General features: G+C 36.5%; 13 protein-coding genes and 1 tRNA gene. 3 read left to right on the plus strand and 11 right to left on the minus strand.

Annotation, left to right across the window (positions count from 1 at the left end; translation table 11 throughout):
* Positions 1-409 precede the first annotated feature (409 nt).
* Both ACIQ1E_RS03075 and ACIQ1E_RS03080 read left to right on the plus strand, forming a co-directional pair.
* Complete coding sequence (locus tag ACIQ1E_RS03075; RefSeq protein WP_396168587.1) at positions 410-4,330, plus strand: T9SS sorting signal type C domain-containing protein; 3,921 nt, start codon at positions 410-412, stop codon at positions 4,328-4,330.
* 39 nt (positions 4,331-4,369) lie between these two features.
* Positions 4,370-4,588, plus strand: a complete 219-nt coding sequence (locus ACIQ1E_RS03080; RefSeq protein ID WP_396168588.1) for a hypothetical protein — start codon at positions 4,370-4,372, stop codon at positions 4,586-4,588.
* 94 nt (positions 4,589-4,682) lie between these two features.
* Here ACIQ1E_RS03080 and ACIQ1E_RS03085 read toward each other — a convergent pair whose 3' ends face one another.
* The 11 genes from ACIQ1E_RS03085 to ACIQ1E_RS03135 form a co-directional block, all read right to left on the minus strand.
* Positions 4,683-4,895 (minus strand): hypothetical protein, encoded by a 213-nt coding sequence (locus tag ACIQ1E_RS03085; protein ID WP_396168590.1) that lies wholly within the window; start codon positions 4,893-4,895, stop codon positions 4,683-4,685.
* A gap of 1 nt (position 4,896) precedes the next feature.
* Complete coding sequence (locus ACIQ1E_RS03090; protein WP_396168674.1) at positions 4,897-5,664, minus strand: TOTE conflict system archaeo-eukaryotic primase domain-containing protein; 768 nt, start codon at positions 5,662-5,664, stop codon at positions 4,897-4,899.
* A 68-nt stretch (positions 5,665-5,732) separates the two neighbouring features.
* On the minus strand, positions 5,733-6,668 hold the full coding sequence (locus ACIQ1E_RS03095; protein WP_396168592.1) for a nucleotidyl transferase AbiEii/AbiGii toxin family protein: 936 nt from the start codon (positions 6,666-6,668) through the stop codon (positions 5,733-5,735).
* A complete protein-coding gene (locus ACIQ1E_RS03100) occupies positions 6,659-7,444 on the minus strand; it encodes a type IV toxin-antitoxin system AbiEi family antitoxin domain-containing protein (protein WP_396168593.1) in 786 nt (261 codons plus the stop codon). The genes ACIQ1E_RS03095 and ACIQ1E_RS03100 overlap by 10 nt, the downstream gene beginning before the upstream one ends.
* A gap of 403 nt (positions 7,445-7,847) precedes the next feature.
* Positions 7,848-7,922 (minus strand) — tRNA-Val (locus ACIQ1E_RS03105).
* A gap of 81 nt (positions 7,923-8,003) precedes the next feature.
* On the minus strand, positions 8,004-9,224 hold the full coding sequence (locus tag ACIQ1E_RS03110) for a bifunctional folylpolyglutamate synthase/dihydrofolate synthase (protein ID WP_396168595.1): 1,221 nt from the start codon (positions 9,222-9,224) through the stop codon (positions 8,004-8,006).
* 25 nt (positions 9,225-9,249) lie between these two features.
* A complete protein-coding gene (locus ACIQ1E_RS03115) occupies positions 9,250-10,083 on the minus strand; it encodes an energy transducer TonB (protein WP_396168597.1) in 834 nt (277 codons plus the stop codon).
* A gap of 7 nt (positions 10,084-10,090) precedes the next feature.
* The gene (locus tag ACIQ1E_RS03120) at positions 10,091-10,486 is read right to left on the minus strand and encodes an ExbD/TolR family protein (RefSeq protein ID WP_396168599.1); all 396 of its coding nucleotides are present in this window, start codon (positions 10,484-10,486) and stop codon (positions 10,091-10,093) included.
* A gap of 2 nt (positions 10,487-10,488) precedes the next feature.
* Positions 10,489-11,193 (minus strand): MotA/TolQ/ExbB proton channel family protein, encoded by a 705-nt coding sequence (locus ACIQ1E_RS03125; RefSeq protein WP_396168601.1) that lies wholly within the window; start codon positions 11,191-11,193, stop codon positions 10,489-10,491.
* A gap of 85 nt (positions 11,194-11,278) precedes the next feature.
* The gene (gene nhaD, locus ACIQ1E_RS03130; RefSeq protein WP_396168602.1) at positions 11,279-12,652 is read right to left on the minus strand and encodes a sodium:proton antiporter NhaD; all 1,374 of its coding nucleotides are present in this window, start codon (positions 12,650-12,652) and stop codon (positions 11,279-11,281) included.
* Positions 12,653-12,787: 135 nt separating this feature from the next.
* Positions 12,788-13,855, minus strand: coding sequence for an anhydro-N-acetylmuramic acid kinase (locus tag ACIQ1E_RS03135; protein ID WP_396168604.1), 1,068 nt, complete (start codon positions 13,853-13,855; stop codon positions 12,788-12,790).
* A gap of 77 nt (positions 13,856-13,932) precedes the next feature.
* Between ACIQ1E_RS03135 and ACIQ1E_RS03140 the strand changes: the two genes are divergently transcribed.
* Positions 13,933-15,072: an acyl-CoA dehydrogenase family protein gene (locus tag ACIQ1E_RS03140; RefSeq protein WP_396168606.1), complete on the plus strand. Its 1,140-nt coding sequence runs from the start codon at positions 13,933-13,935 to the stop codon at positions 15,070-15,072.
* Positions 15,073-15,396: the final 324 nt, after the last annotated feature.

Raw genomic sequence — 15,396 nt, forward strand, 5'->3', positions numbered from 1 at the left:
TAATACCGATTATGTATTGCTTCGCCTGTTCGCTATCGCTCGGGTCAATATAGTCCAATAAATATCGGACTATTTTCATACTATATCGGCATTATGCCATATCTCTTTGGACTATAATAAAAATACGTTTGGTATAAGTTTTTTACTTAAAAACCACAAAAAACCCTGATATATTTGCTATATGCTTCTTTTTTAATAAAGTATTTTCTTAAAAAAACAATTATTTGCTAAAAATATTAATATATTTATCCTATTTACTAAAAATATTTATTATATTCGGCAATTCTATTTGTAATTAATTGAAAGTAGCTACATTATGATGAAAATAAACTTGCATTCAAGTGATAATTTGCCATATTGGAGCACTTGATTTTTTTAAATTTTATTAACTTAATAACCAACAAAAACTATGAACAAGAATTACCATTTATGGAAAGACAATTTAGGATTGACTTTCAGGGATCGTGCCGAAAAGCCTACGGTTAGGCAAACGGGCACGGCAAGGAAAACTATTTTATTACAATTAATGCTCCTAGCTATTATAATGGCTTGGAGTGGAACTGCTTTTGGGCAAGATACATTTACTAGTACGGGCTCTGGTAATTGGAATACTGCAGGGACTTGGTCTGGACAAGTATCAGATGCAGACGGAATACCGGATGCGGATGATAATGTAATAATTGCTGCTACACATACCATAACTATTGATGCCAATTCTGCCTGTATTAATATCACACTACAGGGTGTTACTACCGGTACACGACTTGCTATAGGAGATTTCACTCTTGAGGCTAGTGGCACACTAAATGGTGATGGTACTACCTTAAGTGCTACATTAATTACGACTGGCACTGGTAGATTAAAATTTATTGGAAATAGCCGTGCTTTATTTGGAGCAAACTGGGCAGGTACCACTCCAAGCTGGCGCTTTGAAGTTGCTTTAACTGCCGGACAAACTGGAACCGCTTCTACAAGCGTAAGCGCGGGTGATATAATTATTACTTCCGGCACTTTCGATTTATTACTAATCAGCGAATTACGTCCTAATAATAACGCAGCAAATACGGGTAGTTTGACTATTGAAACGGGTGCTGTTCTTAAATGTTTGCGTTTATCGCGAACTGGAACAGCTAATACCCCATTTGGTTCTATGACAATGAATGGAACAGCTAAATTCCAACCAAACTCTACTGCAGCCTCTTCCAATTATCTTCCTGCTGTATCGAGTGGTTTTCCGGTTTATACTTTTAGCCCAACTTCTGTAATTGAGTACGTAGGTTCTAGTTCAGGAACAATATCAGTGGTTCCTTACCAAAATCTTGCTGTAACACTTGCTAATTCTGGAGGTTCAAGAAGTTTTGGAGCTGCAAATTCTATTGCTGGAAATTTAATCGTTACTACCGGAACTGTTTCATTCACAACGGGAATAAATATTAATGTTGGAGGTAATGTGACAATTAATGGTGATGGTGTATTGACATCTGGTTCAGGTTCGTCAACACTTACTGGAAGTGGAGCGTCAAATACATTAACCGTAAATAATAATGGCATTCTACAAGTGGTCAACAGAAGTATCGCAGCAATACCACCTGCAGCAGGCTCAACCACTCCATTTTCAACTCAATATCCCGGATTTGAAACAATTACTCTTAACACAGGCTCAACAGTTGAGTATCGTGTTCCTGGTGGTACTCCGATGGGAACTCAGGATATACAAACCACGTATGGAGGAAATGCAATAAATTATCAAAACTTAACGGTATGTTTAGCGACAACTACTGCAAGTCAAAGTGCGACACAATATATTCCTGAGGGGCTTTCGATTGCAGGTAGATTGCGTATAACAATATTAAATTCAATTCTAGCAACAAATATTCAAGACGTAATTTTTAACAATACCAATGCCTTGACTGTTGGTTCTCTTGATATTACGAGAGTTACTGCCAGCTCTCTTGCTGTGCAAAATGTGAAATTTGCAGGTCAAACTTACAATGTCACTGGCGCAACTACACTAAATAATAGTGGCCCTTTATTCCAATCGAATGCTACAATTTTAAATTTCAATGGAGCAGTGACCACTTCGGGAACATTAACGAATCAAGGAATTTTCAGATTCAATAATTTTGCACCTACTATAAATTTCAACAATAACTTTACTGACGGTGCATCAGCAGCTGCATTTGCAGTTTCTGGCACCGAAGTTCCAGTTATTAATTTCAATAATGGTACCTTAGGCACACCTATGACTTCAACTACTGCTAACCTACGAGGTGCTGTAACTATAAATGGCTATCGTACAGTTTCGGGTAGTTTCCGCACATCGAATGCTACCGCATCAGCTTATTCAATGAACGTTGCTGGCACACTTAATCTTGGTGCAAGTACTTCAAACGCTACAAATAGTGGTGGCGGTACAAATACCATAAATGGTTCAGGAACAATTAGGCTTACTGGTGATTATGCAACTCAAGTTTCAGGATATTCAGCCAATAATTTCAATGGAACTGGAACGCTTCATTTTGCAGGTTCAAGTGCTCAAACAATTCCAGCTGGGACTTATGCAAATGTAATTGTTGATAATGCGGCTGGAGTAACTCTTGGTGGCAATGCAACTATAAATAATGCCTTAACACTTACTAGTGGTACACTCAGCACTGGAGTAAATACCCTAACTCTTAAAGGAGCAACTTCGGGTTCGGGTTTGATAGACACAGGTGTATCAGGTACTTTAGTTTACAATGGGGCTGTAGCTCAAACAGTATCGAACTTAACAGCTAGTACTGCCAATAACTTAACCGTCGATAATGCTGCCGGTGTTAGTGTAGGAGCTGATGCTACCGTGAATAATGATTTAACCATCACTTCAGGTTCTTTAACTGTAGTATCAGGTAAAGATTTGACTGTGAAAAATGCTGTAGTAAACAACGGAACTTTAACTATTGAGAACAATGCAAACCTGATTCAAGAAAATAACGTTGCAAACACAGGCTCAGGGAATACAATTGTAAAACGCAACAGCAATCCTTTGTATCGTTTGGATTACACCTTATGGTCCTCGCCCGTTTCTGGAACACAGACATTAGCCGGTTTTTCTCCATTGACCACAGTAGGAAGATTTTATACCTATGATTCAGGGACTGACAAATATACTGTTGCTGCACCCACCACTCCATTCGCCACTGGAACAGGCTATTTGATTCGTATGCCTAATACCGATCCAACAACAAATTATGATGCAGGAACAGCTACACTAGCTTATCCTGGAGGATTTACAGGAACTCCTAACAATGGAACTCTAAGTTTAAGTGGTCTTTCCTCAGATAAATATTATGCGGTAGGAAACCCGTATCCATCGACTATAGACGCCAGCTTATTTCTTGCAGGGAATTCAACTGGTGGAACCTTGTACTTTTGGAGAAAAACAAATGGTTTAGCGAATACTGCAGGTTCTACAGCTACGGGTACTGCTTATGCTACTTGGACAACTTTAGGAACGGCTGCGAGTGAGGCAGCTCCTAACAATATTACACCTGACGGTACAATAGCGGTTGGTCAAGGTTTTATAGTTAAAACTGGAGCAGCAACTACTTCATTGAATTTTAGTAATACCATGAGGACTGGCAATAATAGTGCAAAATTCTTCAAAACCAAACAAGCAGCTCAAAAAGACAGAGTTTGGTTGAACTTAACCAATTCGGCAGGCGCCTTTAGCCAAGCTTTAGTAGGTTATATGGATGGAGCGACTTTAGGAGTTGATAATGGAATTGATGGGAAATACATCAATGACAGTGCAGTAGCTTTGACTTCGAACATCGATAACCAAGAGTACACTATTCAAGGGCGTCCTGCATTCGACCCTGCTGATATTGTGGCATTAAACTTCAAAACAGATAAAGCAGGAGATTATACGATAGCCATAGATCATTTTGATGGTGTTTTTGCAGCGGGCCAAGATATTTATTTGGTCGATAGCAAAACTGGTGCTGAAACCGATTTGAAAGCGGGAGCTTATACTTTCGCTGCGACTGCTGGCGTGGATAATGCTAGATTCACATTGAAATACCAAAAAACTTTGAAAGTGGATGCGCCTATTTTCAACGATAATAGCGTGAAGGTGTACACTAACAATGGAACACTTTATGTGAATTCAGGCGATGTAGCAATGGCCAATGTTAAAGTGTTTGACATCCAAGGTAGAATGATAGCAGAGCTTAAGAATTTGAAAACCAATATGGCAAATATCAGCAATTTGAAAGCAACACGCCAAGTGTTGATTGTTAAAATCACCTCTCAGGACAATACAGTTGTTAATAAGAAAGTGGTGAATTAGAATTCTTTAGTATAGTCATAAATTTAATAAATAGTAAAAATGAAAAATAACATTTTAAAATATTACATAGCCGCAGCTTACTTATGTTCCACCTTTGTTGCTTTCGCAAACCCTGGAGATGATACTGCGGGTGGAGATTTACAAGACCCAGATACACCTGCGCCAATTGGAGATTACCTTTGGGTATTGGCATTAGTAGGTTTGATCTTTGTCTTTATGAAGTTCAGAGCGATGCACAATAAGAAAATTCAAGGATAAGAAAAGGTTTTTTGATACTAATCCCTATAAGTCGAATGATTTATAGGGATTTTTTATTGTCTTCTTAGGTCAGATAAGACATAAAAAAAACTCCTCAAAAATTGAGAAGTTTTTTTGTGGGCGATTGCTTGTTCCGATGCAATCGGAAAGAGCTTGTCCCGATACCATCGGGAGGTTCGAACCCCCGACCACTTCCGATGCAATCGGAATGCTCTGAACCAGCGGAGCTAATACCGATTATGTATTGCTTCGCCTGTTCGCTATCGCTCGGGTCAATATAGTCCAATAAATATCGGACTATTTTCATACTATATCGGCATTATACCATATCTCTTTGGACTAAAATAAAAATACGTTTGGTATAATTCATCCAATTTTATTGTCGAAATTCTTTGGATTTTCTTTATGAAATCCCATTGATTTGGAATTGGTTCAAGACTTTCTATATCGACGAAACAACTGTTTCCTTGTTCATAAGTTTTCTTATAGAGAGGAAGTGCTATCAAATTTCCAAATCCTTTTCCAGAAAGAAAATCTTGATTGGGAAACATTCGGTCAAAACTAGAACTTTTATCAAATAACGAAAAAACGCCTGTTTGCTCTAAAATTGAAATGAAAATCTTCCTACTTTTTATAGCAGGGTATGGTTGTTCAAAAAATATCCAAACGTGTCCGCCTTTGCCCGAACGAGAACGTTCCAAATAGGCAGGAATTCCTTTTTCATTGCAAGCATTTAGAAACTTTTTACAGTCCTCAACCCAATCGACTTTGTCAAAATCGGCAACAATAAACCAAGAAGTATTGTCTTTGAGCAAAGGATAAATACCAATATGTTGTTCGCCATTAAGGTGTTTTTCAATTTCTTTTTCAGTGAATGGTAAATATTCTTTATCTGCATAATTTTGAAGAGTTCCTCCATTCATTTTATGAGCTCGATACCGATATGGATCATAAAAATAGGCTGGCATATAACCACTTTTATTCCCTTTCTCCCAACGAATCGCAAACACATCTTCTCTTCCTGCGAAAACAGATTTGAATAGTTCAATGTTATTTATCGGGCTTGATGACGTAATTTAGATTATTCAAATAGTCTATCTTTAAAGAAATAGCAAGTGAGTTAGAATGCTAGATTTACGGTCTATTATTGATGTGCTGGAAATAATATGTTTTGCAATTTATCATACGCCTCTTTGTGTTTATGAGCAGGCATTTTTTCAAGATTTATCATTTTCCAAAGTACCGAAGGAAGATTAGCAATTGCAGCAACATTTTCCATTTTTAGTAAATTCCAATCAGGAGTTTTGTTTTTGAAAGACAAAAGAAATTTCTTTTCATTATCAGTCATTTGAGAATTGATTTGATGAATTAGATTTTCTCTAGCTTCTTCCAATTGTTCTAAAGGCACATCTACTTCAGCCATTTGTTTGAACTCTGTTTCGTAAATTTCGCTAATATCTTTTCTATTTGGTACTAACAGTTCAGACATTGGTCGTTGATGACTTATTAAAAATATTAAGAATGTTTTTCGTAAATTATCTGTTAAACCTTCGTTTTCAAGAAGGAATTTTACATCAAATAAATCTCTTGGATGTTGTCTGTCTAAAGCAGCACATAATTTACCAGCATATAAATCTGGAAGTGATGCTACTTGCATTTCTACATATCCAAACTCTCTTTCTACTTCTTCAACAACTTCCATTCTTACTTCTGGAAAAACAGTTCCTCTAATAACTGGCGATAATTCTACTTTGATTCGAATTTCATTTTGACTTACAATTAATCGTAGTGCATCACTTTGGTCGTGTGTGTTTTGTACTTTGGTTCCAGGTATTTTTTGTTGTATCAATTTGCTTATTCTTGATAAAGCTTCTCTAATATTTAGTAATGCTGTATCTCGGTCATCCATTGGTATGTATAGTAAATCGATGTCAACCGAAAGTCGAGGCAATGTTCTGTAAAACAAATTAATTGCAGTTCCACCTTTTAATGCAAAACATTTTTCTGTATCTACCAATGGTAAAACACGGACTAAAAGCTGTACTTGTCTTCGGTATATATTGTTTGTATCTAAAGCCATTCTGGAACTGATATTTTATATTTAGTATCTAATTTTCCACCTTTTATGAGCATTCTGTTTCCAGAACCCAATGTTATGTTTTCTCGATTTATTTTACCCAACCAAACATAATTTTGGCGGTCTGCAAACCAAAAGAAAAGTCGTTTTACTTTTACATTTTGACAGTATTCTAGTGTTTTTTGGAGATTTCTAGGCGATAAAGTTGTTAGCCCTTGCATTAATTGGTCAGCGTGTTCAAAAGTTGTTTTTTGTGGTACGTCTAGCAATACTTCGAGATATGCTCTTTCTGGCGAAGATAGGATTAGTTTTCTACTATCATTATCCCAATCTCTCTCTACTGTAAAAGGTTGTAATTGTTTGTTTTCCCCTGAATTTTTAGCAAATAAACTATTAGTAGTATGTCTAATAAATTTTACATTCAAATCTAAATTTGTAACCCATTCTGGCAGTACATCATTTCCAAATAAATGCACTATTTTATTTTCTGATAATGATAAGTAATGAGATAATCCCTGCATTTCAAGTGCTGTTAAACCACCTACAACAAAATCTGTTTTCAATATTGACTGCAAGGAGAAAACTACCGACTGCCAAGATATTTTACTAGTATTTCTAACATAGACCCCTTTACTTATGGATTCCAGTTGGTTACTTTTTACCAAATTGTCTATTGCGTGACGGGTTAAATTATTTTCCATAAGCCACTTATGAGTAGTTACTAAACCCTCGGGCATTATTTCGTATAACTCTTTTCTGCGTATTACATTAACAGCCATAATTTAAAAATTTAGTTTATTGCGGTGTTAATCGCCGTTATACAAATTTAATATAAATTATGTGATTTACAAAAGATTATTTTAACGGCGATAATCACCGTTGTTTTTAATTAATTTAAACTTTATAATTATAGATTTATAATTTAATTTCAATGATAACCCTTAAGGTATTCGAGTCGTTATTTACAGTAAAATTGGGATTGATCTGGGATATATAGAAAAACTAAAATAAATTTCGAACCAAAAAAAAACTCCAAAATCAATGACTTTGGAGGTTTGTAAATTTATGGTGGGCGATATAGATTTAAAATCGAATCAAGTACTTGATTTTGTGACGGTTATCGGTTCGATATGAGGCAAAAAAAATGACCTTAAAATAATTTAAGGTCATTGGTACAACTTGTGGGCGATGAGGGGTTCGAACCCCCGACCCCCTCGGTGTAAACGAGGTGCTCTGAACCAGCTGAGCTAATCGCCCTTTCGGGTTGCAATCTCTAGCGTTATTGCGAGTGCAAATATACATCACTTTTTGACATTCGCAAGCTAAAAACGTAAAAAATTATAAAATTTCTGCTACCACAAAGGTACTTCCGCCGATGTATATAAAGTCAGACTTTGTTGTATTTTGCACCGCTTTTGCATAAGATTCTAAAACAGAATTGTGTACGTCTCCTATCAGGTGGAATTCAGCTGCTTTTTGTTTTAAAATGGAAGCATCCAACCCACGTGGAATATTAGGCTTGCAGAAATAATAAATAGCCTCTTTTGGAAAAAGTGGTAGTATTTCAGCCAAATCTTTGTCATTGACTACTCCTAAAACAATATGTAAAGTTTCAAATTTTTCTTTTTGGATTTGCTTCATCACAATTTCCAAACCGTTTTTGTTGTGTGCTGTATCGCAAATAATTTTAGGTGATTCTCTCAATTGTTGCCATCTTCCGAGCAGTCCGGTGTTTCGAACAACATTTATTAAGCCTGATTCAATTTGGTTTTCCGAAATTTTGAATTCGTTTTGAGAATTGAGAATTGCAATAGTTTGAATAACCGTTTTTTTGTTGTGCATTTGATAGTCTCCCAGCAAATCGGATGGATATGTGTCTCCCACTAAATCGGATGCGAAATAGATTTCAGCATTATTTTCAGTGGCTTTTGTCAAAAAAACTGATTGTGTTTCGGCTGTATATTCTCCGATAACTACGGGGATGCCTGGTTTTATAATTCCTGCTTTTTCAAAAGCTATAGCTGCAAGGGTGTTTCCTAGAAATTGAGTGTGATCGAGTCCAATGTTTGTTATCACAGAAACTAGAGGAGTAATAATATTGGTTGCGTCCAATCGGCCACCCATTCCCACTTCTATTATCGCGATATCTACTTTTTCTTTTTCAAAATAGTCGAAAGCCAAACCTACCGTCATTTCGAAGAAACTCATATCATTGGCTTCAAAAAAATCTTTGTTGGCATTGATGAAATCACAAACAAAATCCTCCGAAATTTCAACGCCATTAATCTTGATGCGTTCTCTGTAGTCTTTTAAGTGTGGCGAAGTGTATAAACCCACTTTATATCCTGCTTCCTGAAGAATCGAGGCCAACATATGCGAGGTGGAGCCTTTGCCATTGGTTCCAGCAACGTGAATACATTTTATTTTTTTCTCTGGATTCCCAAGGTGATCTGACAGCAAGTACGCGTTAGTCAAATCTTTTTTATAAGCCGAAGCTCCCTGAAGTTGGTACATCGGGAGTTGGTTGAACATCCAATTGATTGTTTCTTGATAGTTCATTTTTAAAATACTATTGACAAATTGCTTACTGAGTCAATGTGAAATTATATATTATTTTGCCAGTTTGTATGTCTGGAGCTGTGGGATCGGGTTGCCATTTGGTATCTATAGCAGCTATTTTTGCTTGATCTAACAAGCATTTAACCTTATTTGTTGTTCCTTTTACCCCTGGATTTGCACTAATAACTTTTCCATTTTTATCAACTTTTATTTCAACTACAACTGTTCCTTGTTCCGTACAAGTGTATTTTGGTACTGGTTTAATTAGTGCTTTTCTGTTTCCAAGTTGATAGTTTCCAGTCCCGTTTTGGCCTCCTTTTCCATTGTCGTAACCTTGACCACCTTCGCCACCTTTACCTTTGCCACCGCTATATCCCTTTGCATTGGGATCGCCGCTCAGTTTTCCTTTATTGCCTCCTGATTTGTCGTTGCCATCACCAGCATTATTTGACCCATTCAATATGCTGGATAAAGCATCAGTAGTCGATTTTGATGGTTTTGGTGTTTCCTTGACAATCGGTTTTGGGGTATTTATTTTTTCTGTATTTTTCGGTTGAGAAATCACTGGGGCCTCTGCAGTTTCCTGCGTTAGCACTTTTTCAACATGTGTAACTGTTTTTACTGGAACTGATTTGGCTATAGGAGCAGACAAGTCTTTGGATTGGTAGTTTTTGCCTGAACCCACTTCGCTATTGCCAAAATTAATGGCAATTTCGCCCCCACCCCCACCGCCATCGAGTTCCTCAGGGAGGATTGCGACGCTGAGTTTAATCAATAGCAAGAACAAAAATAACAGTATAAAGAGTGTGACTGTTATCGCGAATGATTTTTTCTCGTGCTCAGTTTCTAAAATTTTCATTCTGCTTTTATTTTGGACTTACCGCCAATACAATTTTGAATTTGTTTCGATACGCAATATCCATTACACTAACTGCTTTTTCGATAGGAACTCCTTCCTCTACGTGTAAAAGTATGGTAGGATCTTGTTGATTGACAAGCATTGATTTTAGTTTTTCTTCCAAAGCATTTTCGGCAAATTTGTCTTTGTCGATGAAGTATTCTAAATTTTTATTGACACTGACCGCAACATTTTTTACTTCATCTGATTTGCCAGAAGATTTTGGTAAAACCAAATCTAGGGCATTATTCGACACAATCGTCGTGGATGCAATCATAAAAAAGATGAGTAGCAAAAACACTATATCCGTCATCGACGACATATTAAATTCGGCCGAGACTCTATTTCTTCCTCTTAGATTCATAATTAGGTTGGTTCGTTTAATAAATCTAGAAATTCAACCACATTCGCTTCCATTTGGTTTACAATTTTATCGGTTTTGGTTACCAAATGGTTGTAACCTACATAAGCAATAATTCCGACAATCAAACCCACAACGGTAGTCATCATCGCCGTGTAAATCCCTTCGGATAGGGTGCTCATTTCAATTTTACTATTGCCACTTTCAGCCATTTTATGAAAGGCAATAACCATTCCCACAACTGTTCCCAAGAAACCTGTCATCGGTCCAGCTCCCGAAATGGTGGCTAGCATACTGACATTTTTTTCGAGTTTGTATATTTCTAATTTTCCCGCGTTTTCTATCGCAGTATGAATGTCGGCAAGGGGTTTTCCAATTCTTGAAATCCCTTTTTCGATCAATCGAGCGACAGGTGAATTGGTTTTGGCGCAAAGCATTTTAGCAGCATCAATTTTACCTTTCATAATATTCATCTTGATATCATTCATAAAATTAGCATCAATTTTGGAGGCTGCATTGATGGCCATAAGTCTTTCGAAATACAAATAAATCGCGAAAAACAACATTATAAAAATAACAGCCATAATAGTTTGCCCTGCAATGCCGCCGCTAAAAACAATGTCCATAACGGATAATTCAGGTTTTGTGGCGGTTTTGTCTAATACTTGTGCCGCAACGGCAGTGGAATCAATTTGTAGAAAAGCTATCATTTTTTGATTGATTTAATGTTTTTGATAATGTAAATACAATGTTGTGTGTTTTGTTTTTAAGAACGGTCAAACTTACGATAAATTGTTATCTAACGAAATGTTCTATGGCGATAAAACAAAGTGCTCCAGCAATAAATCCAGCAAAGGCAAGCCAAGTTATTTTTTTGAGATACCAAATAAAATCTATTTTTTCCATTCCCATAGCGGCAACTCCTGCGGCCGATCCGATGATGAGCATACTGCCCCCTGTACCTGCGCAAAAAGCAATGAAATGCCAAACAGGGCTGTCGGTTTCAAAAGTGTACATTCCCATTGTCGCTGCAACCAACGGCACATTGTCTATGACTGAGGATAGTACTCCTAAGAGAATGATTACTATGTCCATATTCGGAATCGCACCGGACAGACTTTCTGCAGCATACCTCAAGGTGCCAACGGGGGTATTTTGAATGTTACCAAAAACCAATACTTCCAAGCAACCCACAGCCATTAAGATTCCTAAAAAGAACAAAATACTCGAAATTTCTATGCGGGATAAAGCCGTGTTTACCGAGAATCGTTTGTCATTTGCCTTGTCAAAATTCTCTTCAGGATGGATGTATTCTGAATACAACCAGACAATTCCAAGGCTAAAAATCATTCCTAAATAGGGAGGGAGGTGTGTAATGGTTTTGAAAATCGGGACGAATACAATTGCGCTTAGCCCAACATAAAGCATTTTGGAACTGCTTAATAATAGGTGCTCTTCGTCTTCTTCCGTTTCAGGAATCTCGACAGTTCCTTTGAAAACTTCTAATTTTGAAGAGATTAAAAAAGGGACTAAAAAGCAAAGGATAGATGGTACGATCATATATTCCATTAGTCCAAAAGCTGTAACTTTTTTTCCAATCCAAAGCATTGTAGTAGTAACATCTCCTATAGGAGACCAAGCTCCACCTGCATTTGTAGCAATAATTATTAGCGAAGCATACCAAATGCGATCTTCTCTTTGGTGAATTAGTTTTCTTAAAACTGTAATTAATACAATTGTTGCAGTTAAATTGTCGATGATAGCAGAGAGGAAAAAGCCAATAATTCCAAGAATCCAAAGTAATTTGATTTTGCTTTTGGTCCGTATGACATTTTTTATCACATCAAAACCTCGGTGTAAATCAATTAATTCAACAATGGTCATTGCGCCAATAAGAAATATCAAAATTTCGGCAGTTTCGCTAAATTTTTGGGTTAGCGTGTGTATAAAACCTTCGTGCTGTATTTCACTATTGTCGTTTAAAATTGAAAATACTATTCCATTTTCGTTTATCACAGAAAACCAACCAAGATTAAATCCGATGCCTAAAAGTGCCCACATTATCGAAGCCATCAATAAGGCAGGGACTGTTTTATCTAACTTTAAAGGGTGTTCGAGAGTAATAACCAAGTAACCAATAACAAAAATGGCAATAAGAATGACTTCCATAAATTAAGAATTGAATGATAAATGCAAAGGTATTTTTTTTAGCCTTATTCTTACTGATGTTTTTGTGTTTTTTGAAGTGTAAAAATGAGAAAAACTGTTTTAAAAATAATTAGCAAACTTGAAGATATTTAAATTTTAGACAGTATAAATTTCTCCCGAGCTATGATCCATTTTTGCCCCAGTGACACTGCATAAAGTGTTGATTTCTCCTCTAAGTTTCAATATCCCAAGCAGCGCAAAAATCAAAGCTTCCTTGTATTCTAAAATTTTAGCGGATGGAATGATGATTTTCATTTCGGTCAGATAAGACTCAATGCGTTCGATAATGAAATCATTGTAAGCGCCACCTCCGGTGATAAAAAGGCTTCCTTTTTTAGTAGGTAAGGCCAATGAAGTTTGATAAGCAATATGTTCTGTAAACGTGCGTAGTTTGTCTTCAATTCGAATTTCGTATTTTTCGATGATGGGCAAAACAACTCCTTTTACAAATTCGAAACCCAAAGATTTTGGAAAGGGTTGGTTATAGTATTCTAATGAATTTAATTCATTCAGTAAAAGTTTATATATGATTCCAGTTCGAGAAAGTTGGCCTTTGTCGTCGTACTTCAGACCTAGTTGATTCGCATAAAAATTCAAAACGGTATTTACTGGTGAAATGTCAAACGCAATTCGCTCGCCATTTTGTTCAAAAGACACGTTCGAAAAGCCACCTAAATTCATACAATAGTCATAATCCGAAAATAAAATTCGGTCACCAATCGGTACTAGCGGGGCGCCTTGACCACCCAGTTTTACATCCTGCACTCTAAAATTACAAACTACTGTTTGATTTGTAAAAGCAGCAATTTCTGGTAAATTACCAATTTGTAGTGTGATGCCATTTTTGGGTTGGTGTAAAATAGTATGCCCGTGAGAGCAAACTGCATCAAGATTTTCGATATGATGTTTGTCTACAAATGCAACAATTATAGAGGCAAGAAGTTTTGTGTAATCTTGATTTAATTTTTCGAGCTCCGCATCTGAATAATCAACCGCGACTTTCAGCTTATTAATCCAATTTTCGCTGTAGCCAATGGTTTCACTTTCAAGAATTTCAAAAGACCATTTATTGTTGTCTAAATGGAATGTAATATGTGCTAAATCGACCCCATCAAGTGAGGTTCCTGACATTAGTCCGATAACGTTGTAGTTATTTTTTTTCATTAGCCAAATTTACAGAATTAATATTTTATCTTTGTTGAAATTTTCACAAAAACCGCAATTTTTTATTAATTACTATTATGGATTTTAATCTTACCGAGGAGCATTTAATGATTCAGCAAGCAGCCAAAGATTTTGCTCAAACGGAGCTGTTGCCAGGCGTGATTGAGCGTGATGAGCATTCTATATTTCCAACTGAACAAGTAATGATGATGGCGGAACTCGGTTTTATGGGTATGATGGTAGATCCAAAGTATGGAGGTTCAGGATTGGACAGTATTTCTTACGTATTGGCAATGACTGAAATTGCAAAGGTCGATGCTTCGGCTGCGGTAATAATGTCTGTAAATAACTCGCTGGTTTGTGCCGGAATGGAAAAATATTGTAGCGAAGAACAAAAAATGAAATATTTAGTTCCGCTTGCAAAAGGAGATGTTATTGGTGCTTTTTGTTTGTCAGAGCCAGAGGCTGGAAGTGACGCTAGTTCTCAAAAAACTACTGCCATTGATATGGGGGATTACTATTTGCTAAACGGCACCAAAAACTGGATAACCAATGGAGGAACAGCATCAACTTATTTAGTAATTGCTCAAACGGATGTTGAAAAAGGGCATAAGGGAATAAATGCTTTTATTGTCGAAAAAGGTTGGCCAGGTTTTGATATTGGTCCAAAAGAAAAGAAAATGGGAATTCGAGGTTCTGACACACATTCCTTATTGTTTAATGATGTTAAAGTTCCCAAAGAAAACAGAATTGGCGCTGACGGTTTCGGTTTTACTTTTGCAATGAATGTGTTGAATGGCGGTAGAATAGGGATTGCCTCGCAAGCATTAGGGATTGCCACTGGAGCTTATGAGTTGGCTTTAAAATATTCGCAAGAGCGCAAAGCTTTTGGCAAAGAAATATTCAAACATCAAGCCATAGCTTTCAAATTGGCCGATATGTTTGTGAAAATTACTGCAGCCAAATTATTAATTATGAAAGCCGCTTGCGAAAAAGATGAAGGCAAAGACATTGCACATTCTGGTGCTATGGCAAAATTATACGCTTCTGAAATTGCTCTGGAAGTAGCAAATGAAGCAGTCCAAATTCACGGTGGAAACGGTTATGTGGCCGAATACCACGTAGAGCGGATGATGAGAGATTCGAAAATCACCCAAATATATGAGGGGACTTCGGAGATACAAAGAATCGTAATATCAAGAGGATTGGTTTCTTAATGTATAAATTATAAATTTTTATTGCCCTTTCTGATGTTAAATTAGAAAGGGTTTTTTGTTGGCTTTATAAAGACAGGGCATTCGCTTTTAAAAGTTTCCGCCACGAATTACACTAATAAACACGAATTAGAACTATTTTTTATTACACGAATTCTTAGAAATAAATAAAATTAGTGTAATTCAATTTTAAATTTGATAAAAAATTAGTGACAATTGGTGTGATTCGTGGCTAACTTTTTTTTTCTTTTTTTAAAAGCGAATGCCCTGTTATAAAGACTATAAAATGGCTTTTTTTAAAGATTTTGCTTATTTTCGCCTTATGAA

Source organism: Flavobacterium sp. (assembly GCF_044348915.1).
Lineage (GTDB): Bacteria > Bacteroidota > Bacteroidia > Flavobacteriales > Flavobacteriaceae > Flavobacterium.